The organism is Roseovarius sp. Pro17 (genome assembly GCF_035599575.1).
In the GTDB taxonomy this organism is placed as follows: domain Bacteria; phylum Pseudomonadota; class Alphaproteobacteria; order Rhodobacterales; family Rhodobacteraceae; genus Roseovarius.
Map to the genome: position 1 here is coordinate 2,200,037 of NZ_CP141179.1, position 21,785 is coordinate 2,221,821.

General features: G+C 58.4%; 20 protein-coding genes and 1 pseudogene. 7 read left to right on the forward strand and 14 right to left on the reverse strand.

Translation table 11 applies throughout. The features are described from left to right. Positions 1–3 precede the first annotated feature (3 nt). The 4 genes from rapZ to U3654_RS10670 are packed head-to-tail and all read right to left on the reverse strand — an operon-like array spanning position 4 to position 3,808. On the reverse strand, positions 4–927 hold the full coding sequence (gene rapZ / locus U3654_RS10655) for an RNase adapter RapZ (protein ID WP_324751528.1): 924 nt from the start codon (positions 925–927) through the stop codon (positions 4–6). A 25-nt stretch (positions 928–952) separates the two neighbouring features. After that, positions 953–1,387, reverse strand: coding sequence for an HPr kinase/phosphatase C-terminal domain-containing protein (locus U3654_RS10660; protein ID WP_324751529.1), 435 nt, complete (start codon positions 1,385–1,387; stop codon positions 953–955). Positions 1,388–1,391: 4 nt separating this feature from the next. Next, positions 1,392–3,101: a sensor histidine kinase gene (locus U3654_RS10665; RefSeq protein ID WP_324751530.1), complete on the reverse strand. Its 1,710-nt coding sequence runs from the start codon at positions 3,099–3,101 to the stop codon at positions 1,392–1,394. A gap of 2 nt (positions 3,102–3,103) precedes the next feature. Then, positions 3,104–3,808, reverse strand: a complete 705-nt coding sequence (locus U3654_RS10670) for a response regulator transcription factor (RefSeq protein WP_324751531.1) — start codon at positions 3,806–3,808, stop codon at positions 3,104–3,106. A gap of 333 nt (positions 3,809–4,141) precedes the next feature. Here U3654_RS10670 and U3654_RS10675 point away from each other — a divergent pair, with 333 nt between their 5' ends. Further along, on the forward strand, positions 4,142–5,740 hold the full coding sequence (locus tag U3654_RS10675) for a phosphoenolpyruvate carboxykinase (RefSeq protein WP_324751532.1): 1,599 nt from the start codon (positions 4,142–4,144) through the stop codon (positions 5,738–5,740). A 119-nt stretch (positions 5,741–5,859) separates the two neighbouring features. Here the strand turns inward: U3654_RS10675 and U3654_RS10680 are convergent. The 7 genes from U3654_RS10680 to U3654_RS10710 all read right to left on the reverse strand — a co-directional run bounded on the left by U3654_RS10680 (position 5,860) and on the right by U3654_RS10710 (position 10,614). Next, a protein-coding gene (locus tag U3654_RS10680; RefSeq protein WP_324751533.1) for an IS3 family transposase occupies positions 5,860–7,211 on the reverse strand; the annotation gives its coding sequence in 2 pieces (ribosomal slippage) (positions 5,860–6,875 and positions 6,875–7,211; 1,353 coding nt in all). Positions 7,212–7,313: 102 nt separating this feature from the next. Then, positions 7,314–7,595, reverse strand: a complete 282-nt coding sequence (locus U3654_RS10685; RefSeq protein WP_324751534.1) for a hypothetical protein — start codon at positions 7,593–7,595, stop codon at positions 7,314–7,316. After that, a complete protein-coding gene (locus U3654_RS10690; protein WP_324751535.1) occupies positions 7,592–8,290 on the reverse strand; it encodes a hypothetical protein in 699 nt (232 codons plus the stop codon). The genes U3654_RS10685 and U3654_RS10690 overlap by 4 nt, the downstream gene beginning before the upstream one ends. 59 nt (positions 8,291–8,349) lie before the next feature. After that, positions 8,350–9,765: an APC family permease gene (locus tag U3654_RS10695; protein ID WP_324751536.1), complete on the reverse strand. Its 1,416-nt coding sequence runs from the start codon at positions 9,763–9,765 to the stop codon at positions 8,350–8,352. A gap of 12 nt (positions 9,766–9,777) precedes the next feature. Continuing rightward, complete coding sequence (locus U3654_RS10700) at positions 9,778–9,945, reverse strand: hypothetical protein (RefSeq protein ID WP_324751537.1); 168 nt, start codon at positions 9,943–9,945, stop codon at positions 9,778–9,780. A 13-nt stretch (positions 9,946–9,958) separates the two neighbouring features. Then, positions 9,959–10,339: a hypothetical protein gene (locus U3654_RS10705; protein WP_324751538.1), complete on the reverse strand. Its 381-nt coding sequence runs from the start codon at positions 10,337–10,339 to the stop codon at positions 9,959–9,961. Between the two features lie 14 nt (positions 10,340–10,353). Further along, positions 10,354–10,614, reverse strand: a complete 261-nt coding sequence (locus tag U3654_RS10710) for a hypothetical protein (protein WP_324751540.1) — start codon at positions 10,612–10,614, stop codon at positions 10,354–10,356. A 386-nt stretch (positions 10,615–11,000) separates the two neighbouring features. Between U3654_RS10710 and U3654_RS10715 the strand changes: the two genes are divergently transcribed. Next, positions 11,001–11,318: a hypothetical protein gene (locus tag U3654_RS10715; RefSeq protein ID WP_324751541.1), complete on the forward strand. Its 318-nt coding sequence runs from the start codon at positions 11,001–11,003 to the stop codon at positions 11,316–11,318. Here the strand turns inward: U3654_RS10715 and U3654_RS10720 are convergent. Beyond that, positions 11,281–12,378: a C45 family peptidase gene (locus U3654_RS10720; RefSeq protein WP_324751542.1), complete on the reverse strand. Its 1,098-nt coding sequence runs from the start codon at positions 12,376–12,378 to the stop codon at positions 11,281–11,283. The genes U3654_RS10715 and U3654_RS10720 overlap by 38 nt on opposite strands. A gap of 9 nt (positions 12,379–12,387) precedes the next feature. On the opposite strand from U3654_RS10720, the gene U3654_RS10725 reads away from it, so the two are divergent. Then, on the forward strand, positions 12,388–12,852 hold the full coding sequence (locus U3654_RS10725) for a hypothetical protein (protein ID WP_324751543.1): 465 nt from the start codon (positions 12,388–12,390) through the stop codon (positions 12,850–12,852). Between the two features lie 19 nt (positions 12,853–12,871). On the opposite strand, the gene U3654_RS10730 is transcribed toward U3654_RS10725, so the two are convergent. Continuing rightward, positions 12,872–14,362, reverse strand: coding sequence for a biotin carboxylase (locus U3654_RS10730; RefSeq protein WP_324751544.1), 1,491 nt, complete (start codon positions 14,360–14,362; stop codon positions 12,872–12,874). Positions 14,363–14,811: 449 nt separating this feature from the next. Here U3654_RS10730 and U3654_RS10735 point away from each other — a divergent pair, with 449 nt between their 5' ends. The 4 genes and pseudogenes from U3654_RS10735 to U3654_RS10750 form a co-directional block, all read left to right on the forward strand. Beyond that, positions 14,812–15,834, forward strand: coding sequence for a TRAP transporter substrate-binding protein (locus tag U3654_RS10735; RefSeq protein ID WP_324751545.1), 1,023 nt, complete (start codon positions 14,812–14,814; stop codon positions 15,832–15,834). After that, positions 15,834–16,454 carry a TRAP transporter small permease subunit gene (locus U3654_RS10740; RefSeq protein ID WP_324751546.1) on the forward strand — a complete coding sequence of 207 codons (621 nt, stop codon included), beginning with the start codon at positions 15,834–15,836 and terminating at the stop codon, positions 16,452–16,454. The genes U3654_RS10735 and U3654_RS10740 overlap by 1 nt, the downstream gene beginning before the upstream one ends. Positions 16,455–16,499: 45 nt before the next feature. Continuing rightward, the gene (locus tag U3654_RS10745; protein ID WP_324751547.1) at positions 16,500–17,813 is read left to right on the forward strand and encodes a TRAP transporter large permease subunit; all 1,314 of its coding nucleotides are present in this window, start codon (positions 16,500–16,502) and stop codon (positions 17,811–17,813) included. A gap of 223 nt (positions 17,814–18,036) precedes the next feature. Then, positions 18,037–18,202 (forward strand): annotated as a pseudogene (locus U3654_RS10750) (IS5/IS1182 family transposase); the annotation flags it as partial. 236 nt (positions 18,203–18,438) lie between these two features. Here U3654_RS10750 and U3654_RS10755 read toward each other — a convergent pair. Beyond that, entirely contained in the window at positions 18,439–21,174 is a 2,736-nt protein-coding gene (locus U3654_RS10755) for an Rne/Rng family ribonuclease (RefSeq protein ID WP_324751548.1), read from the reverse strand. Positions 21,175–21,785: the final 611 nt, after the last annotated feature.

Below are 21,785 nucleotides of genomic sequence, written 5' to 3' on the forward strand. Positions count from 1 at the left end.
CTGTCACCGTGCGAGCGTATCGCTTGCGCGGCGCTCCAGTTCCCGGTGCCTAATTGACACCTGCTGGCCACCTTCTGCAAGGGTACGCGCCAAAGATTCCGCCATTGCGACCGAGCGATGCTGCCCCCCGGTACAGCCCAGCGCGATCGACAGATACGATTTGCCCTCCGCCTCGTAGGCGGGCAACAACAACTGCACCATTTGCGACAATTGCGCATGAAATGCCTCGAACCGGGGATCGGCTGCGACAAAGGCCGCCACCGCAGGCGCACGCCCGTCGAGCGCACGCAAGGACGGCTCCCAATAAGGATTACGCAAGAAGCGGCAGTCGAAAACCATGTCGACCCCGCGCGGCAGGCCGCGCTTATAGGAAAACGAATGGATCGAAACGGCCATGCGCCCTGCCCCGCCGGGGCCGATCCATTGCTCCAACTCCGCGCGCAGCTCCTGCGGGCTGAGTTCGGAGGTGTCGATCAGGATATCGGCGCGGGTGCGCACGGCGCGCAGGAGGTCCATCTCGCGCGCGATGCCGATCTGCGCGCTTTCGGCGGGGGCCAGCGGATGGCGGCGGCGCGTCTCGGAAAAGCGGCGCAGCAGCACGTCGGGGCGGCAATCGACGAACAGCAGCTGAACAGGCCGGTCACTGAGCGCGCCAAGCCGCTCGACCGCGTCGATCAGCGCCTCGGCGGAAAAATCGCGGTTGCGCGGATCGACACCCAGCGCCATCGGCCTCTCGGGCATGGCGCCCGCACCTGCGGGTGCGCTCAGCAGGCGGGGCAGCAGGCTAAGCGGCAAATTGTCGATCGCTTCGTATCCCATGTCTTCCAGCGCGCGAATTGCCGTGCTGCGACCCGCGCCAGAGGGGCCAGTGACCAACACCAGGGGGGGGGCGGCGCCGTGCTGCGTATCTGTCATCTCATGGCTCATCGGGACATCCTGTCATTCAATCCTTTCACGCTCTGCGTCCATGCTTGAGATAAAGGTGGAGCGCCGCTGGAAAATGCGATGCTCCACTGCCCCGCACCAAAGGGAGTGAAACACCCAGCACACTCGTCCGCTCATCCAAAGGCAGACGGGGTGCGGCGGACGCGTCCATATCCACGATCAGCGCGGCGGGCGTCGGTCCGGCAGAGGGCGTATTCAGGATGCCGACACCCCGCGCCTCGATCTGGCCGCGTATCGCCTCAGGTGCATCAAGCATCAAATTATCTCCGTCACGCGTCAGGCAGGTCTGGTCATCTGCGACCAGAACGGCCCCCAGCGCAATCAATTGCAACGCCAGTGCCGATTTGCCGCTGCCCGACGCACCCCGGATCAGCACCGCGCGGCCCGCGACTGCGACGCTGGTTGCATGCAATGTCACCGCATCCGGCGTGTCGTCCGGCATCAGCCTAGACCGGCAGGCCGACGACGAACCGCGCGCCAAGCGGATCGGACGTGATATCGGCGTCGGTAGGGCGAATATTTTCGGCCCAGATGACGCCGCCATGCGCCTCGACGATCTGCTTGGAAATGGCGAGTCCGAGTCCGGAATTGTTGCCGAAATCACTTGCGTCACGCTGCGAGTAGAAACGCTGGAAGATCTTGGTCAAAGCCTGATCGGGAATGCCGGGTCCAGTGTCCTCTACCACGATCAGCACGCGATTCTCACGGCGTCGAGCCCAGATCCGGATCGCATCGCCATCTTCACAAAAACTGGTGGCGTTGGAAATAAGATTGACAAAAACCTGCGCAAGGCGCGCCTCAAGGCCACTGATCACGATGGGGCGGTCCGGAAAATCAGTGATGAATTCAATTCCTTTCTCGCCGGCCTGCTCGCCCAGATACTGGCCCAGATTGCGCATCGTGCTCAGCAAATCAAAGGATTCCTCTTCCTCTTTGACCAACTCGCTGTCGAGGCGGGACGCATTCGATATGTCACTGACCAGCCGATCCAATCGTCGAACGTCGTGATCGATGACGTCCAGCAATTTATCGCGCTGATCCTCGCGCTTGGCGACGCGCATGGTGCCGACGGCACTACGCAGGCTGGCGAGCGGGTTCTTGATCTCATGCGCGACGTCTGCGGCGAACTGCTCATTTCCGTCAATGCGATCGTAGAGGGCAGACACCATGCCGCGCAGCGCACCGGACAGGCGCCCGATTTCGTCTGGGCGCGCGGTCAGATCCGGTATCCGGATGCGCCCTGCCCCTTGCGTACCCCGATTTCGCGCGCCGCCGACTTCAGCGGCGGCCGCAAGGTCCGCAAGAGGATGTGCAATGGTCGATGCCAGAATCAGGCTGAGGCCGATGGACACCAGAGTCGCGATGAGAAACATCTGAAGCACGCGCTCATGCTCGGACATGACAAGATTGTCGATCTCTCCCGTGGCGCTGATCACGGCGACGACAGCGATAGGAGTGCCGTCCTGCAAAACCGGCGTGGCTACGGAAAAGACCGCGCCCCCGTCGACCATTCCGGTGATGACCTGCGTGCCCTGTTCCAGCGCAACGGCGATCTGGCTGCGCGCCAAATCTTCACCGCTGGGTGCGGCCGCGTCAGTAGTCGATGTGAACGGTGTCGAAAGCCAGTTCCAGAACCGGCTGAGGGCATCAGTAATGATCGTAGGTTTGCGGCGTGCGTCGTCGCCGGGGCGCGTCGCGGTTCCAGTCATCTGCCCTGCAAGAGCCCCACTCGTGTCGAAGACGAACACTTCTGCACCCGCCTGAACATCGAGCGCGGACAAGGTTGCGGCCACGTCGATCCCGTCGCCGGTTACCAAGTTGACGGGCGAGTGGCCGGGTATCTGTGCCTCGAACACGTTCGCCACCAGTTCGGCCTCGCCGACCAGACCGCTCATGCGCTGAAGTGCCAGACCGTCCCGAGACGAGTTCAGATAGAGGATACCCGCGACCAGAATATTCAACGCTATCAAATTGAAGATAATGATCTTGCGAGTCAGAGGCGACTCGCGCAGTGAGAAAAAGCTGCGCCGCGCCCGGCGCGCACGCACCTCGTCCTCAACCACGTTATCGGGCGCGACAAAATCATCGCCCAGGACAACGTCGCCATCTCGTCCCAGTGCCGAATCGCGCACGTTAATCCTCTCGGCCAGTGCCACGTTTACTCTTCGTTATACCTGTAACCGATCCCGTAGAGCGTCTCAATCGCCGAGAATTCTGGGTCGACTTGGCGCAGTTTCTTGCGCAAACGCTTGACGTGGCTGTCGATCGTTCGGTCATCGACATAAACCTGATCGTCATAAGCGACGTCCATCAGCTGATCGCGGCTTTTGACGAAACCGGGACGCTGCGCTAGGGCCTGGAGCAGCAGGAATTCGGTGACGGTCAACGACACGTCCGCCCCCTTCCAGCTGACCGCATGGCGCAGCGGGTCCATTCGCAGTTCACCGCGGTCGATTACTTTGCCCTCTTCGGCGTCAGCAGGCGTTATGATGCCGTCCAGCGCGTCCTGCCGACGCAGTAGCGAGCGGATACGTTCGACCAGAAGGCGTTGGGAAAACGGCTTTTTCACGTAATCGTCTGCACCCATGCGCAGGCCCAACACTTCGTCGATCTCGTCATCCTTGGACGTGAGAAAGATCACCGGCAGCTGCGACTTCAACCGCAACCGCTGCAACAGGTCCATTCCGTCCATGCGCGGCATCTTGATGTCCAGCACGGCCAAATCGGGAAGTTTCTTGGAAAATGCGTCGAGGGCCTGCTGGCCATCATTATACGTTTCGACCTCAAAGCCTTCGGCCTCGAGGGTCATGGAAACGGATGTCAGAATATTCCTGTCATCGTCCACAAGCGCGATTTTGGACATGTCGTTATTCCTTGTACTGCTCAGATTGCCTAATTTTTTCCATCATTATGGTGTTGTTTTCGCATACCGATCAATCCTAATTCGCGAATCACCCTGCTTTGCGGGATCATTTGACGCCGATTTACATAACCAATGGCTAATATGACTCACCTTTATATATTACATCCTTTGCAATCCGGCGATGACCGACATTAGCATCGCTGATTGCGCTAACTACGATTTGGTTGCGCTAACTGACCCGGAGCCGCCTGTTCGGCCCCGAAACCCCATGCTATGAGGCCAGCGTGCCATGGCCCGACGCTGGCCACGATTAGATATCAAAGAGAGATTGTCATGACATTGGGACAGGTAAACCCGAAATTCCGCCTTGAAGATCAAGGGATCACCGGGCTGGAGAGCGTCTATTACAATCTGATCGAGCCCGCGCTGATCGAGGCCGCGCTAAAAAACGGCGAAGGCACGTTGGGGCGCGGCGGTGCATTCCTGGTCTCGACCGGCAAGTTCACGGGTCGCTCGCCACTTGATAAACATGTGGTCAAGACGGACAGCGTCGCCGACAACATCTGGTGGGAAAACAACGCCGAGATGTCGCCCGAAGGGTTCGACGCGCTCTATGACGATATGGTCGCGCATATGGCCGGCGGCACTTACTATGTGCAGGACCTCGTAGGCGGGGCCGATCCCGCGCACGCGATCAAGGTGCGCATGGTGACAGAGCTGGCGTGGCACGGCCTCTTTATTCGCCACTTGCTGCGCCGCCCCGACCGCGATGCACTGGAGAATTTCGTCGCCGACTTCACCGTCATCAACTGCCCCAGCTTTCAGGCTGACCCGGCAAAGCACAATTGCCGCTCGGAAACCGTCATCGCGATGAATTTTGACCGCAAGATCATCCTGATCGGCGGCACCGAATACGCGGGTGAGAACAAGAAATCGGTCTTTTCTCTGCTGAACTATTTGCTGCCCGAGAAAGACATCATGCCGATGCACTGCTCGGCCAACCATGCCAAGGGAAATCCAGTCGATACGGCCATCTTTTTTGGCCTGTCCGGCACCGGCAAGACGACGCTGTCGGCCGATCCGGACCGCACCCTGATCGGTGATGATGAACATGGCTGGTCCGATCGCGGCACGTTCAACTTCGAGGGTGGCTGCTATGCCAAAACCATCAACCTCAACCCCGAAGCCGAACCCGAAATCTACGCGACGACCAGCAAATTCGGGACCGTGATCGAGAACATGGTGTTTGACGCCGAAACCCGCGAGTTGGACTTCGACGATGACTCGCTTACAGCGAATATGCGCTGCGCCTACCCGCTGGACTATATCTCGAACGCGTCCGAGACGGCGATGGGCGGGCATCCAAAGAACATCATCATGCTGACCTGCGACGCATTTGGCGTGCTGCCGCCCATCGCGCGGCTGACGCCGGCGCAGGCGATGTATCATTTCCTGTCGGGCTTCACCTCCAAGGTCGCAGGCACCGAACGCGGCGTGACCGAGCCCGAGCCGACATTCTCGACCTGCTTCGGCGCGCCCTTCATGCCGCGCCGTCCCGAGGTCTACGGCAACCTCTTGCGCTCGAAAATTGCTAAGCATGGCGCGACATGCTGGCTGGTCAACACCGGCTGGACTGGCGGCGCCTATGGCACGGGATCGCGGATGCCGATCAAGGCGACGCGCGCCCTGCTGACCGCCGCGCTCAACGGATCGCTGGGTGACGTGAAGTTCCGCACCGACGCTAATTTCGGCTTTGAGGTGCCCATCGATGCGCCCGGCGTGCCGACGGTTCTGCTGGACCCGCGTCGCACATGGGACAAGCCGGACAGCTACGACCGACAGGCAGCCAAGCTGGTCGACATGTTTGCCAAGAACTTTGAGCAGTACCTGCCGCATATCGACGAGGACGTGAAGGCCGCCGCCATCGGCTAGGCCGCCTCATCTAATGGCATAGCTGCGAGGGTCTGAACGATATGGCTGTCCGTCGTCAAATAAAATGGGACATCAGAGCGGCTTGAGCATTGGAGGCTCTGGCTCGTTCGTGTGATTGATTATGCGGCTTGTTTCTGGTGTTGCAAGCGGCGCTGTCGGATTGTCTGTTTCTTGATCTTCTCCCTTTCCCTGAGAATGGCTTTATCGCGGCCGAAGTAGACGTCGGCGGGTGTGACGTTGTTCAGACTCTCGTGGTATCGTTGGTTATTGTAATATTCGACGAAGGCCCCGATCTGCTGCTCGAGATCGCCGGGCAGGTAGTAATTCTCCAGCAGAACCCGGTTCTTCATAGTTTGGTGCCAGCGTTCGATCTTGCCTTGTGTCTGTGGGTGGAATGGCGCCCCGCGGACGTGCGTCATTTTGTGATCCTCCAGCCAATCGGCCAGATCGCCAGAGATATAGCATGAGCCGTTGTCGCTGAGCAGCCGCGGCTTGTGGCGCACGACCGCCTGGTCGCAACCCGATTCCGCCAGAGCCAACTCGATAGTGTCGGTCACATCGGCAGCACGCATGGTGCTGCAGAGCTTCCACGCAATGATGTAGCGGCTGTAATCGTCCAGGATCGTGCTGAGGTAATACCAGCCCCACCCGATGATCTTGAAGTAGGTGAAATCGGTCTGCCACATCTGGTTGATTGCCGTGGTTTTGTCTTTAAACTCGTCGGCCGCCTTGATCACCACATGCGCGGGCGCCGTGATCAGGTCAGCTTCCTTCAGAATACGATATGCTGATGATTCAGATATAAAATACCGCTTCTCGTCGGTGTATTTCACCGCCAGCTCCCGTGTCGTCAGGGCCTCAAATTCCAGCGCGAACTCGATCAAATCATCGCGCCGATCCTGTGGAATACGGTTCCAGACAGAACCTGGACGGGGTGCGTGGTCCGCCAGGGCATCAAGGCCGCCGTCGACATAACGATCATACCAACGGTAGAAGGTCGCGCGCGGGATGCCCAGCATGTCGAGGGTCTGCCTGGCCGGTAGATGTGAGCCTTCAACCGTTCGGATGATTTCCAGCTTCTCGGACGCGGGATACCTCATTTCTCTGCCTCCCCAGCCCCTGTCATGCTTTTTTTGAGCAGACGGTTCTCAAGGGTCAGGTCTGCCACGCATTCCTTCAGGGCAAGTGACTCCGAGCGCAGATCTTTGACTTCTGGCGACGTTGCCTGCCGGGCCGTGTCGCCGGACAATCGCCGCTTGCCAGCCTCAAGGAATTCCTTCGACCAGCTGTAATATAGGCTTTCGGCGATGCCTTCACGGCGACAGAGCACCGAAATGCTCTCTTCGCCTCGCAGACCCGCCAAGACGATGCGGATCTTCTCCTCAGCCGAATAGGTCTGACGGGTCTTGCGGCGGATGTTCTTGACCAGCTTGTCAGCTGCGTCCTTAGACGTTCCGGATTTCTTGTTCATCTTCACTCCATGAAGGTTACGATGAACCAGAAATCCTCCGTTGTTCAATTCCTCAAATCTGTCCCACAGGCGCTGACGTCAGACAATATGGCTCAGCGCGCGCTAGCGCTTGGCCGCGCGCCATACCTCGTGGCGGACGCGTGCGGTTTTGTAGGCGTCGTAGATCGCCATCGCATAGACAAAAATCCCGCCTGACAGCTTGCCGATCATCGACACATCCGGCGCGGCGGTCTTGAGGGTGTATCCACCCAAAAGCAAGATAAAGAACAGGAACAACAATCCGCGAAACGGCTGCCGGTTCAGCACCTGTCCCGATGCGGGCAGAATGATAGCGCTGACCAAAACCAGACGCGGATGAATCGGGGGACGTGTAACAATGCTCATGCAGGTATTTCATGCCTTTCGGGGATGGCCATGTCCAGCACATCTGCACGAAGAGCCACGAGCGCGTCCAACCTCCGCTTGAGCCGTTCTGCGGACAGCGGGATCAGGCCCATCTCACAATCACGATAGATCAGATAGCGGCTGCGCTGCGCCTCTTCGGCCAGAAACACCAGACGCACTCCTTTAGGCGAAATCACCAGTTCCTTGATTGTCGGATCATCGAACAGGTGCAGATGCGGGCGCACCAACGCTTCGGGTGAGACGAGGGCGGGGCTGTCGGTGCGCAGAGCGCAATCCTCGGGAAAGCCGTCGGGCAAATTCATCTGGTTGTTCAACTTATGAAAGCGCGAGAACGGCTCGACACCGGTCGGGCGGATCATCAGATCCAGCGTGGCGCCCACCGGCAAAGGACCGGGTAGTGTGACCAGCACCCAAAGCGCTGGCAATTTACGAAAGGTCAGCGTGTCGGGCATCACCTGAATGTCGGCCTCATGCCCGCGATAGGTGCCGGCCAGCCGGGGAAATCCCGTAGGACCGATGCGTGTGCGCGGCTGATCCAGCAGCGCCTGACAATCGTCAAAGTAGGCAGCCCGCGTACGCCCGCGCGCAGCGGCGGCCCGTCGCATGTTCATCGCCAGAAGAGCGACAATAGCCCCAAGCGCGACGATCATCGCCATCAGCAGAAATCTGTCCATACGTCCCGCTCTTCCCTAGTAATGAACCGGCCCGCCATTTGGCGGGCCGGTCCGGGGTCTTAGTAACCGCGCGGGCGCGGCCATGGCATGGTGAACTGCGCCGCCCGGCGCACAAAGCGGTAGCGCCAGAAGTGGAACCACAGCGACACGATGATGTAGAATGAGATCATCGCCACCAACTGCGAGCCATATCCGAGGAATACCGCAAAATAGGTCACACCGCAGAGGAACAGCAGTACGATCGCCGGGATCGGGTGGAACGGGTGTTCATACCCCCGCTTGATCGAGTCGAGTGGCCATTTGCGCCGGAACAGGATCACGTTCAGCGGCATGAACGTATAGCCCAGCAGACCTGATAGGATCGAGAAGGTGATCACCTGATCCAGTGGCGCGCCCAGAGCAAAGATCAGCGCGATCGGTACGAGGAAGATAATTGAGCGGTAGGGTGTGCGGAACTTGGGATGCACCGCGCCAAACCAGTCGGGCAGGTAGTGATCGCGCCCCATGGCGAACCATGCGCGGCTGGCATCGTTGATACAGCCGTTGGCCGAGGCCAGAGTGGCGAACATGGTGCCGACACCCAAGAGGATCATCAGCGCCATAGATCCCGACATACGTGCCGCGTCGAACAGCGGAACGCCTGCCTGGCCCAGATATTCCCACGGCATGAGGCCCACACAGACATACCATGTCAGCGTCGCCGCGATCAGCAGTGTCATGACCCCTGCGAGCGTGCCGAAAGGCAGCGAGCGCGCGGGCGAGCGGACCTCTTCGGCGGCCTGGCAAGTGCCTTCGATCCCGAGGTAATACCACAGCCCGAAATGCATCGCCGCCAAAACGCCTAGCCATCCATAAGGCAGGTCAGTCATCAGTTCAGTGTGCCGCAACGGGCTGTCGCCCATAAAGACAGCTGTCGACAGGAACAGGATGATGATAGCGCAGAAAGCGACGGCCGTGATGATCAGGCTGAACGTCAGCGTCGCCAGAACGCCGCGATAGTTCAGCCACGCAAGAAACATGATTGCCAGAACGATGAATGGCCTCTCATCAAGTCCTTCATGGCCTGTCATCCCGGCCACCGTGTCTATCAGGAAACCAAAGGTGATAGCATTCGCCGCCTCCAGCATCGTGTAGGCGAGGACCAGATATAGACCGACATTAAAGGCCATCAGCGGGCCGATAATGTGCTTGGCCTGCGTATATTGACCACCAGCCGCGGCAACGGTCGATGTCACCTCGCTGTCGATCATGGCGACGCAAGAATAGAGGATGCCGGCGAACCAGCAGGCCAGCAGCGCCGCGTATGCACCACCCTTGCCTACGGCAAAGTTCCAGCCCATGTATTCGCCCACGAGGACGATCCCGACGCCAAGGCCCCAGATATGCGCCGGCCCCAGAACCCGCGCTAGGCCTATTTTGGTCCCACCGGGGCCCATTCCATCCATTTCCTTGGATGTGATATCCGTATCAGACATCTACTTACCCCTTTAAAGTGTATGTTCTTCGGTCATCGCCTCAAGCTCACCCTCGCGGGAGGACATGAGTTCCTCTTCGCTGTAGGTGCTGTCGGTTTTGATCCAGTCGATGACGATATAAAGCCCAAAGATGATCGAAAGGCCCCAAGCGGCGTATTCCAGTATATTCCACATATCCATTTGCGTGCCTTTCTTACTTCGAGCCGAATTTTTCAGAAATCACGTCGCGATATTCCTTTTCCGAAAACCGCAGAATGATAGTGTAATAGCCGACCACGACCACGATCATCACCAGCAGGCTGAGGATCGAAAACGAATAGTCAAAGCGCGCCGTTATCAGCTCGGCCGCGTCGGCAGCTTCGGCGTAGCCCAGTTGGTTCCACTTCTCGACCATGGTGGCATTCTGCCCCAAACTCTCCCACGTGGCATTTTCGGGCACGTTGGAGGTTTGCGAACTGCCTGCAAGGTTCATCCAGAGCGGAAAGTAAAGCGCGCCGATCGCCAGCACCAACAACACGATAACGTCGATGATCTGGCTAAACTTGCTTTGGACGGGGGGAATGTAATCTGCCATGTCCTGACCTCCTCTCAGCGGTTTTTCTGCGCACGGGCGAGATCAAGAAACTTGATATCGAGCCCATACATGAAATCACGATCTTCGCGGTAGTGACGCAGCATGGCCAGAATGGCGGCTGTGTTGAACAGCAGTATGATGGCCCCACCAATCAGCAGCAGAGTTCGCGCGGCGACACTGGGCGCGAGCGACCAGGTTGCAATGGCGACAAAGATAATCGCAACCCACAAACCCACGACAAAGGCCCAAGCGATGATGATGTCACGCCTGTGCATGGTTTCGATTCTTTTGGATAAGTCTGACAATAAATTTCTCCCTGCTTTTGTTAGTTTTGGATTTGCCTTCGAAAGCGCATCGGAGGGCCGATTTGCCTGAAGGTGAAATTTTTGTCTCGGCAGGAAGCACCAAAAAGTGATGTCGTGTCAAGCTTGACAAACTTTAATCTCATCATAAGGACAAGACGAAGGCGCCGTGGTTTGGTCCGGGATTAGGAGGGGAAGCGTTCAGGTAAACCCACCGCAAAGCTGCTGACCCGCCACAAGCTGATCTGATCCCCTACGCCAGCCCCCATCAAAGAAGGTGTTTTCCGCAGCAGAGCCATTGGGATTGAGACGCCTCTTGGTGCAACCGGGACAACTAGCTGAAATGGCACCTGTTTGTCATGAAAGCTCTTGTGCGGTTGATCCATGCGCAGGATCCCCTCGCGGCGCTGGCAGCGCACCATTTCGAAATCGACCTCAATGGGGATCACTTCTTACTTAACGCTTCCGCGGTGCAGTATCGGGCCCGCAGGGTCGATCACCATGGCAAAGCCGTTGCCGATCGCGAGCAGCCGATTGATGTGAAAATACTGCTCTGGGACATCGCCGCAGATCCCTGCGCGATTGCCAGATCAGCAGGGCGATCCACAAAGCTGGTCGTCAAAGCGGACTTTGCAGGTGTCAGCCCATGCTTGGACGATGCAAAAGACCGCTGTTAAGCGCGCCCTGCGGCGCGTGAGCGAAGGTTTTTGACCCCGAAGCTACAGCCTGCCCCGACCCGCTGGATATGCTCTTAGATCCAGCAGCAGAAAAATTGACCAACCGTTCACGCCGGTCGACTGACCCCAGGTTCCACGCCTCCCCCGTGCCATCCATCCAGTTCAATGAAATCGTCTGCGACACAGGGCGATAGGCGGCGGTATAGACCGTACCAAACCCCTTGTCGTATCCGGTGCTGGCAAGGGGACTGGTCAGAAACTCACCAATCAACCTATCAGCGGTCAATGTGGGATCCTGAAGCAACTGTTCCAAGTGATCCGAGCGCCCCTGCGTATTCGAGAACCTGCCATGGCGCGGCCATTCTATACCAATCTGGTGATTGGTCGTGAATGGTGTGCGCGTCACGATAGCTGGCCTGTCGGGGGACAGATATACGGTCGCCCAGTCGCCAGACGCATCGGCCACCGTGACATTATAGGACATATGCGAAGGAATGGCGCGCAGCGCTTCGATGGCCTGCGCAACATCCGCGCACATTTCCAGCACATAGCGAATAATCATTGGAATGCCGAAGCCGGCGCCGCTGATTGAGCGGCCCCCGAACGTCAGGGACGCCGCGAGACCGACGTCGTTCATACCGTCGGCCAGACCGACGATACCCTCGACCATGCCCGCCACCCGCCGCCCGCGCCAGTTCGTCGAAAATAGTGTGGATTCGTTCAACTGGGGGTCCAGATCATAATTGCGGATCAGGACCGGACCATCAGCGTCCAATAGAACAGCCTGTGAGCAGTTCACCAGATAACGGGGCGGCGACCAAAAGCTGAGGAACAGGGCAACGTCACGATCATCGCCGCAGGCCTCAACCCACTTGTCCCACAGCGTCTCGAACTCGGGCATATGGCGACGTAGAGCAAGGCGCGCGTCACGCACGTCGGTGTCGCTGGTCGTCTGGCGTGTGCGCAACCAGTCGGACCAGCCCGGCCAACCATGCGAAAACACGTCCCGCAAGACGTCAGAAGGCTTGTCTTCTGCGAGGCTTCTGAAATTAAGCTGCATGGTGTGTCCGTGACTATCCAGTGGATGAGATACGTGCATTTTGCACGAAGCTCTCCTTACCTCTCAGCGGGCATGGAACACCATAGTGCATGGTGTAACGATATTGACATTCAATGTCACATTGTCAAGATCGCCACCATGCTTCCATCACCCGTTCCCACCGGCACGATACGTCAGACCGACATCGCGGAACTCGTCGCAAGCTACAGAATTACGCAATATCCGGCTGTTGTCCGCGTACGGCGGACGACCCAAGGCGGCGGTTTTGGCGATCAGGATCGCAATCCATTTACATGGACAGTGTTCTTTTTGGTCGATGGCCAATGGATGTCATTGGTAAGCGCCCGTGGCATAGCGCGGCAATGGGGCAGCCTGGACAAGCTCGAAATCTGGCTGCGCGGACAGGGTTTCGCGTTCTTCTGGGTCAGAAATGATATCGACGCCGTCGGAGAGCCGAACGGGGAATCAGAATGATCCCCCGTTCGGGGCCTGCTTAAAACCATTTACCTGCGGTCATGTCCGCGGGCATGGCGACTTCGGTTTGAGAGGTCAGAGGCACGCTTTTAAATTCGGCCTTGATCGCGCTGTTCCACTGCTTGGCACGTTCCAGCAGCTCGCGATCGTCCGACTGCATCCGACCACGGGCCAGTATACAGCCCAGATCGGCGCCGTGATAACAGTATTCACCCACACCATAGACCCGCAGGTAGAACGCCTCGTGTTCATCCCCGAGCGCGTTGATGTTGTGCCCCGCGCGCTGGAAGCTGATGGCGCCGTCATCGTCCATCGCCCAAATCCCCGACTGCGGAGCCTGAGTGATCAGTTCGACCTTGTCCTCGGTCTGCTTGAGGATCAGTTGGGTCCAATAATCATAGTGGTTCCAGCGGCTCTGAACCTCTTCGATATCAATCTCGTAGTCGACATCCATGAATTCCAGCAGGTGGAACAGGAACATCGGACAGCCCCCATAGGTGGAGGTGATTAGGTTGGTTGGCGGGGACGCACCGGAAACCCGCGGATTGATCTCGCCGAGGTAAACCTCGTTGGTGTCGGTATCGAGAAGGAAATCAGTACAGAAAACGCCCTTATAACCTTCCTGATAAAGCCGATCGCCTAGTTTACGCGCCATCTCGCGCACCTTGTCAGGCACGCCGTCGGGCAGAATTGCGGGCGAAATGTCATTGCCACACCAGCCGCCTTTGTAGGGCGTGATCTCCTCAAATCCGGTGATGTCGGTCATCACCGGACCAACCAGCGTGCCATGCTTGGTGGCGCAGCCCTCAATCGTGCCGGGCAGGTGATTGATGCGCTTCATCACCTTCAGCTTCTCGCCGATGATCTTGCTGGAAAACTTGTCCCAGTCCTTTTTCGACTTGATAAAGAATGTCGTGCGTCCGCTGTCGCCATAAGGCGTCTGCACCACCAGATCCTTGCCCAGCTTGGCGCTGGTCGCCAGCTTGTTCAGCTTGGCGTAGGTGTCGGCCTCGCCCATCACGTTGGGCGCGCTTTCGACACCGGCCTCGTTGCCCAGCCTGGTCGTCTCGATCTTGCTGTCCAGCCGGTGGCGCAACTCGTTCGAGGGCAGCGCAATCTCGAGGCCGATTTCCTTGCAGAGATCCTCGGTCTTTTCGTCAAACATCACAAAGACCGCCAGTCCGGGGTCGCGCTGCTTTACCCGGTCACGGAATTCGGGGTGGTCCACCAAGTAGTTTCCGACATCTTCCATCGACTGGAAAATCGGCGCGCCGAGCTGTGTAGGTTTGAAAACACGCGGATGCTGACCGTCGAACACATCGAAATAATTGACGAATTCCAGCCCACCGACCCATTGGTCCAGCCCCATCAGGTTAAATGGCGTTGGCATAACGACATAGATCGGCCGCTTGTTGCGCCTCAGATAACGATAGATTTCCGTCAAGCCGACCAGCTTTTCCTTTTTCGGCCCGCTTGGCTTGGCTTTCTTCTTTTCTTTTGTCTTGGCCATTTTTGGCTGTCTCCCATTGGTAGAAGTCCGTTTGCGCGGTGGCTTGACTGCAGGAACGTGAGGCATTGATTTGTCTGGCATCGGGGATCTGTCAGGTATCGGGTCGGCGGCGGGCATCGGGGATTCGTCAGGTATCGGGTCGGCGGCAGACAGTCTCGACGGCATCCGCAGCTTGGCCGAGGCGAAGGCCCGACGCCAAATGATCTTTAGTCTGGTTGCTAACAAATTCTGCGCCACCTTTGCATCTATTACCGGAACGTGCCCCTGAACGACGGTTTTAGCGGCTTGGGTACGGAATTCCAACATTAATGTTGCTGACATCATGATCCATGTCGTAGGCTCCGTAATCAGGCCCCGCCTTGCGGGGTGACAATAAAGGACCGCTGAGCGTGATCGGCAAGGTTCTCGAAACATTGGCGCATCGACGCCCAACCTGGAGGGTTTAATCTATGAATGTTAGTCTGCTCACACGCCGCGTTGCGCTTGCCGCTATGACCGGTGCTGTCGCACTGGGCGCGATGGCCACGGCGGCGACTGCCGAAACCACGCGTCTGCGGTTTCACACCTATTATGGCACTGAAATTGATCCAATCATCAAAAAATTCCGCGACGCGGTCAAAGAGGCGTCGGGCGGCGATCTGCGCGTTCAGGTCTTTCATGGTGGCGAATTGGTTGCCAGTGACCAACTGCTGGAAGCGGCATCAAAAGGGTCCATCGACATTGCGCACGGCACTGGCGGCTATTGGTCCGGTCAGGTTGACATCGGCAACATCGAGGCCGGATTGCCCGGCGGTTGGACCAGCGTCGATGAAGCCGCAGCATTTTTTGACAGCGAGCCTGTCGATGCGTTGCTAAGAGAAGCCTATGACGAAGCCGGCGTTGTCTATCTGGGCAAGGGCTATGGCGATGCATATGATCTGCTGACCAAAGAGCCTGTCGCCTCGCTGGAAGATTTGAAAACGCGTAAAATCCGCGCCACATCAGCCGTCGCCAAGGTGCTGGAACATTTCGATATTCCGACCGTTTATCTCCCTGCGGGTGAGCTGTATATCGGCCTGTCGACAGGCGTGATCGACGGGGCAATCTATGGTGGCCCCATCGAATACGAGCAGCTGAAGCTGAACGAGGCGGCAAAGTACTATACGCGCCTGAACATGCTGATGCCCGGTTGGACCGATACGTTTCTGGCGAATCCAGAAACGTGGAATGCCCTGTCTGATGAACACAAAACAATCATGAAAGACGCGATTGCGCAGTATTCTGCGGACATCAGCGAATGGCTTGCCGCAGGCAACCAGTCTGTCGAGGACAAGGGCGGCGTTTTCGAATTCTCCGCACTGCCCGAGGCGGATTCCAAGGAACTGACGGTCGCGGCGCAGGTCGTCTGGCAGGAAGAGGCCGCACGTTCCGAGCGCAATGCAAAGCTGATCGAACTGCTCGTTGAAAACGCCAAGGCACAAGGGCGTCTCTGATGACTTGGGTGACAAGATATCTTGTCGCTCAGGATGGCCTGTCCGAGTTTGTCGGGCGGGCCATTTCCTGGCTTACGCTGGGGATGATCGGGGTTCTGATGATCGAGATCATCTTTCGATATTTCCTCAATTCCCCGACCCTGTGGGCGCATGAAACCAGCACGATGCTGTATGGCGCCTTTTGCATGCTGGCAGGATGCTACACGTTGCGTCACCGCGGCCATGTCCGCAGCGAAGTGATCTGGGGCGCGCTGCCCAAACGCGGGCAGGCCTTTTGCGATGTTTTGATCTTTTCGATGGGTTTTGTCGTTCTGGCCATGTTTCTAAAGTTGGCAATCGTGTTCGCCGCCGAAAGCTGGGCTGTGCTTGAATACTCCAACAAGAGCATGTGGCAGCCGCCGCTTTACCCGATCAAAACCGTCATTCCGATAGCTGTTGGCCTAATTCTGTTGCAGAACATTGCCGAATTGCTGCGTGCCGCGCTGACCCTGTTCAAGATCGACTATGACGATCCCCGCGAACGGGAGTTCAAATCCGACATCGATCCTGAGTTGTTGCCGGTGATTTTGGACGGTGATGTTGATGAAGCCGTCGATACTGACACATTGGGCAAACGCTGACGCGTCGGACGCACCGCGCCGCTGATATTTCAAGGATCTCGAAAAATGGAAAACTTGGACCCGCTTGCCATCACGGGCATCATGTTCGCATCCATGCTGTTGCTTATGGCCCTTGGGGCACCGTTGGCCTGGGCGCTGACGATCTGCGGCATCGGCAGTGCCTTGGCGATCTATGGCGACGGCGGGCTCGACCTGCTGATCTCTTCGACCTTCAGCGCCATGGACAACTTCCTGCTGGTGGCCTTGCCGCTGTTCATCTTCATGGGTCTGGTGCTGCAACGCTCGGGCATTACCGACGATCTGTTCGAAATGATACACAAGCTGATGGGGCGGTTGCCCGGTGGCCTTGGTATCGGAACGGTCATCATCTGCGCCCTGATCGCCGCAATGGCGGGCGTGTCGGGCGCGGCGACCGTCAGCCTTGGCATTATTGCCCTGCCCGCGATGTTGAATCGCGGCTACGACAAGCGGCTGGTGACAGGCACGATCATGGCTGGCGGCGCACTTGGCTTTTTGATCCCGCCCAGTGTGCTGATGATCATCTACGCCTTCCTCAGCCGCGATTCCGTGGGCAAGCTTTTTGCCGCCGGGTTGATGCCGGGGCTGATGCTTGCGGCGATCTATATTCTCTACATTCTGATCCGCTGCCGTATTAATCCAACGCTCGGCCCCCCTGCAGAAGAGCAGTTCACCACCACCGAAAAACTTAAATCCCTGCGCTTTCTGATCGCGCCCGGCCTGCTGATCTTTACCGTGCTAGGTTGCATTATCGGTGGCATTACCTCGCCCTCCGAGGCGTCAGCCATTGGGGCATTCGGGGCCCTGCTGATCGCCGCAATCCAACGTCGCCTAAGTTGGGACACGCTGCGCTATGTCATGCTGTCCACGACCAAGCTTATGGGCATGTTGATGTGGATCACCATCGCGGCCGTATTCTTTTCCAAGATCTATGTTGGCGTCGGTGCCGGCATGGTCGTCGGCGAGCTGATCGAGGACTACGATCTGTCGCCGAACCTTGTGATTATCGCGATGCTCGTAGCCTATTTCGTGCTCGGCATGTTTCTGGACGATTTCGCCATCGTGTTCATCACGGTGCCGCTGTTTGTCCCGATCGTGCGGGACCTGGGGTTCGACACCACCTGGTTTGCCGTTCTGTTCATCCTTAGCATGCAGTCGGCCTATCTCACGCCGCCGTTTGGCTACAATCTGTTCTATATGAGGTCGGTTGCGCCGAAGGATGTGACAATCATAGATATCTACTGGGCGGCGCTTCCATTTGTCGGGCTGCAAATTCTTGGCCTGGCACTGGTCTTTTTGTTTCCGCAGATTGCCCTGTGGTTGCCCAGCCTCCTGTTCTGATTTGCTGAGGAACCAAGGGGCGGTAACTCTGACAAGTGCTGTTTCAGACAGCCGCCCCTATTTCTCACGGCGATGTGGCGCAGTGAGTGCGCCACATTGCTGTCAGCGAGGCTTGGCCGACTTGGATCCGAGACCAGAGCGCGCCAGCTTGTTCCACTGGTTGCTGAGCGTGGGGCTTTTACTCCCGCTCTCTTCCTAGAAGCGCACTAAGACGGGCGCGTGGACAAGGGGCCGCCCGAACTCCGAACTTCATGCCGTGACGGACATTCCGGAGTGACGGCCAGAAAAGCGATTACGTCGGTGCAAGCGCCCTTGTGGGCGAGCTACCAAAAGCGCGAGCCCTGATGTTAGATCGCGGCTATGACGCGGATAGGTTCCGCGAAGCCCTTGGAGAATGTACAGATCGCGCCATGCATTCGACCGCGCAAGTTACCGATCCCGCATGACGCGAAGCTCTGTAAAAAAAACCGCCACCAATCCAGCACGGTTTTGCGTGCCTCAATGACTGGTGACGGCTGCAATGCGCTAGGACCGATAACCCAACGCGCTTCTGGCGACATACGCCCTCATAGCCGTCGTAATACTCCGGCTATGAGGGCTGACTTCAGCAAAAACGCAAAGGGCTTTAGCGGCCCAATGACCACCAGCCCTTCCGCTTGGGCTTGGCCGAGTCCACCTCTGCCTCGGCTGGTTCAGGCGCGGCCTGAGCAACTGGAGCGGGTTCGGGCGCGGGTTGCGGCGAGGGTGCCGCAGCCGGTTGCGGTTCGGGCGCAGCTTGTGGCGCAGGCGCAGGCGCGGGCGGGAGCACGACCTCAGGTGCGATGTCTGCGGCAGGCAGGGGCGCCGCGTCGTCGCTCTTCTTTGCGCGCGGTTTGCGGGTGCGCTTGGGCTTGGGTGCCTCTTCGGTCTCGGCGTCCGCTACAGGAGCCTCGACAGCCTCGGCGCCTTCTTCGACCTTCTTGGCACGCGGCTTGCGGGTGCGTTTGGGCTTCGGCTTGTCCTCGGACGCATCTTGAGTGGTCGCATCTTGATTGAGCGCGTCAGCACTCGCCACCTCTTCTACCTTGTCCTCGCTACGCTTGTCGGCTCCGTCATTGCCAAAACCGCTTGCATCGGACTGATCGCTGTCGGAATTGCCATCATCATCGCCATTGTCGCCGTTCTCGCCATTCTCGCGAGATTTAGAGGACTTGCGACGCCGCCGCCGGCGGCGCTTTTTCGGCTTGCCGTCGTCACCTTCGCCATTGTTTTCATCATCGCTGCGGCGACTTTGCTGCTCGCGCTCCTCATCCTCTTCGGAGGGCAGTTCATCGGGATCTGCCTCGGTCTCGCTGTCGATATCGTCCATCAGCGCGCTGTCGACCGACACGACGCGTGCGATCTGTTCGGGCACGGCGCGAGTGGCAGTTTTGAACTTTTCCAGCGCGAAGTCCGGGCTGATCAGGGACGGATCACCCTCGATGCGCACAGACAGGCCATAGCGGGCCTCGATCTGACCGATATGTTCGCGTTTCTGGTTCATCAAAAAGTTGGCTATGCCAACCGGCGCACGTACCAGCACTTCGAGCGAGCGGCCCTTGGTCCCCTCCTCTTCGATCTGGCGCAGGATACTGAGCGCGAGGTTGTCGTCCGAGCGGATAAGGCCCGTACCGTGGCAGGATGGGCAAGGCTGCGTCGTCGCCTCGATCATGCCGGGACGCAGGCGCTGGCGCGACATCTCCATCAGACCAAAGCCCGAAATGCGGCTGACCTGAATGCGCGCGCGGTCGGTTTTCAGCTTGTCTTTCATACGCTTTTCGACGGCGGCGTTATTCTTGCGCTCGTCCATGTCGATAAAGTCGATGACGATAAGACCCGCAAGGTCACGCAGGCGTAGCTGGCGGGCAACCTCTTCGGCGGCCTCAAGGTTGGTCTTGGTCGCGGTTTCCTCGATCGAGCCCTCTTTGGTGGCGCGGCCCGAGTTGACGTCAATGGCGACAAGCGCCTCGGTCACGCCGATCACAATGTAGCCGCCGGATTTCAGCTGAACCGTGGGGTTGAACATCGAGTTAAGGTAAGATTCCACTTGGAACCGCGCGAACAATGGCATCGTGTCCACATAATTGCGCACGTTTTTCGCGTGGGACGGCATGATCATCTTCATGAAGTCCTTGGCGATGCGGTAACCACGCTCACCCTCGACCAGCACCTCGTCGATCTCGCGGTTATAGAGGTCGCGGATCGAGCGTTTGATCAGATCGCCCTCTTCGTAAATATTGGCGGGCGCGATGGATTTCAGCGTCAACTCGCGGATCTGTTCCCACATGCGCTGGAGGTATTCGTAGTCGCGCTTGATCTCGGGCTTTGTGCGCTTGGCGCCTGCCGTGCGCACGATCAGGCCAGCGCCCTTGGGCACGTCGATCTCGCTGGCGATCTCTTTCAGCTTCTTGCGGTCCGGCGCATTAGTGATCTTGCGACTGATGCCACCGCCGCGCGCTGTGTTGGGCATCAGGACGCAGTAGCGACCAGCGAGCGACAGGTAAGTGGTCAGTGCGGCGCCCTTGTTGCCACGCTCTTCCTTGACGACCTGAACCAACAGGATCTGGCGGACCTTGACGACTTCCTGGATCTTGTACTTGCGCGGACGCGGCTTGCGCGGGGGGCGGATGTCGTCCTGGCTGTCCTCGTCGGCGACGGTTTCGATATCGTCGTCCTTATCGGCGGCGTCCACGCCTTCATCAGCGTCGTCGTCGCCCGTTGACTTTGAACGTGTTCGCGTGCGTGTGCGGGTGCGACGCGGCTTGGGCGCGTCATCTCCGTTGTCGGTGTCATTGTTGTCCGAGGCGTCGCCATCAGGCTCTTCCACGGGCGTTTCAGCCACCCGCTCCATCGGCGAACTGCCTTCTTCGTCGTTGTCGCTGTCGCCATCGCTGTGGTCGATCATCTCCATGCCCGCCACGTCGGTGCCAGACACGTCTGCGCTGGTCACGGCGTCATCGGATGACGTGTTCTCTGCCTTTGAACGGCCGCGCCCACCGCGCGAGCGGCCTTTGGGCTGGGAGCGTTCCTCATCCTCGGCCTCCTGGGCCTCAGCATAGGCGCGCTCTTCCTCCATCAACGCCTCACGGTCGGCGATGGGGATCTGGTAATAATCGGGATGAATTTCCGAAAACGCCAGGAAACCGTGGCGATTTCCGCCGTAGTCGATGAACGCCGCCTGAAGTGACGGCTCGACGCGTGTTACCTTGGCGAGATAGATATTTCCGGCGAGTTGCCGTCTGTTTTCGGATTCGAAATCAAATTCTTCGACTTTGTTTCCGTCCACCACCACAACGCGAGTTTCCTCGGCGTGGGTGGCATCGATAAGCATTTTCTTGGCCATGTTGTCCGTTCGCATCCGGGCACGCGCGCCCACCCCGGTGGGGCGGCGTCGTGCAGGGGATGTCTGATTGAGGCGAAGTCAGGCGCGCTGGCGGCGGTGCCGTATCGGCCCCCCGTCGGACTAAAATCCTGTGTAGCGCGCGTCATCGCGTTTCTTCTCCGGCGCCATATGCGGCGCCCATGATATATCCGATGCACTCCCAAAGGGAGGCCCGGCGTTAATGCGGCCCCCCTTGCGAGGGACCTGATCGGTCTGCCCGAACGTGCCAGCATGAATGCCTACACAAGTGTCCGAAGCAGCGAAACTCATATGGAGAGGCGCGATTTTTAGCGCGCAATCCATAAGCTACACTAAAGCGCGGGGGGGCATAATGACAATGGGCAAAATGCCAATTGGAAGGATAGAGGGTGATGAGCAGGCCGGTCACACGCTTGCCCGTCAGGCCAAAGACGTGGCGAAAATACACGGCGTGCCTTTGGTGTCACAGGTGGCGTTACGACGACAGCCGATATGTTTTTGGCCCTCCAAAAACCCCTTATCACCACTGAGGCTCCCGTGATTGGCCAAACGCCAGATACCGGGAGAGGCAGTCGTGCAGCCGACGGCTTTGA

Excerpts from the sequence above, each read along its gene's own strand:
- U3654_RS10705 (WP_324751538.1), bottom strand. The coding sequence starts at position 10,339 with ATGGCAGATTACATTCCCCCCGTCCAAAGCAAGTTTAGCCAGATCATC.
- U3654_RS10690 (WP_324751535.1), bottom strand. The coding sequence starts at position 8,290 with ATGGACAGATTTCTGCTGATGGCGATGATCGTCGCGCTTGGGGCTATT.
- U3654_RS10710 (WP_324751540.1), bottom strand. The coding sequence starts at position 10,614 with ATGCACAGGCGTGACATCATCATCGCTTGGGCCTTTGTCGTGGGTTTG.
- U3654_RS10685 (WP_324751534.1), bottom strand. The coding sequence starts at position 7,595 with ATGAGCATTGTTACACGTCCCCCGATTCATCCGCGTCTGGTTTTGGTC.
- U3654_RS10660 (WP_324751529.1), bottom strand. The coding sequence starts at position 1,387 with ATGCCGGACGACACGCCGGATGCGGTGACATTGCATGCAACCAGCGTC.
- U3654_RS10695 (WP_324751536.1), bottom strand. The coding sequence starts at position 9,765 with ATGTCTGATACGGATATCACATCCAAGGAAATGGATGGAATGGGCCCC.
- U3654_RS10670 (WP_324751531.1), bottom strand. The coding sequence starts at position 3,808 with ATGTCCAAAATCGCGCTTGTGGACGATGACAGGAATATTCTGACATCC.
- U3654_RS10720 (WP_324751542.1), bottom strand. The coding sequence starts at position 12,378 with ATGCAGCTTAATTTCAGAAGCCTCGCAGAAGACAAGCCTTCTGACGTC.
- U3654_RS10715 (WP_324751541.1), top strand. The coding sequence starts at position 11,001 with ATGAAAGCTCTTGTGCGGTTGATCCATGCGCAGGATCCCCTCGCGGCG.
- U3654_RS10675 (WP_324751532.1), top strand. The coding sequence starts at position 4,142 with ATGACATTGGGACAGGTAAACCCGAAATTCCGCCTTGAAGATCAAGGG.
- U3654_RS10700 (WP_324751537.1), bottom strand. The coding sequence starts at position 9,945 with ATGGATATGTGGAATATACTGGAATACGCCGCTTGGGGCCTTTCGATC.
- U3654_RS10740 (WP_324751546.1), top strand. The coding sequence starts at position 15,834 with ATGACTTGGGTGACAAGATATCTTGTCGCTCAGGATGGCCTGTCCGAG.
- U3654_RS10735 (WP_324751545.1), top strand. The coding sequence starts at position 14,812 with ATGAATGTTAGTCTGCTCACACGCCGCGTTGCGCTTGCCGCTATGACC.
- U3654_RS10730 (WP_324751544.1), bottom strand. The coding sequence starts at position 14,362 with ATGGCCAAGACAAAAGAAAAGAAGAAAGCCAAGCCAAGCGGGCCGAAA.
- U3654_RS10755 (WP_324751548.1), bottom strand. The coding sequence starts at position 21,174 with ATGGCCAAGAAAATGCTTATCGATGCCACCCACGCCGAGGAAACTCGC.
- U3654_RS10745 (WP_324751547.1), top strand. The coding sequence starts at position 16,500 with ATGGAAAACTTGGACCCGCTTGCCATCACGGGCATCATGTTCGCATCC.
- rapZ (WP_324751528.1), bottom strand. The coding sequence starts at position 927 with ATGAGCCATGAGATGACAGATACGCAGCACGGCGCCGCCCCCCCCCTG.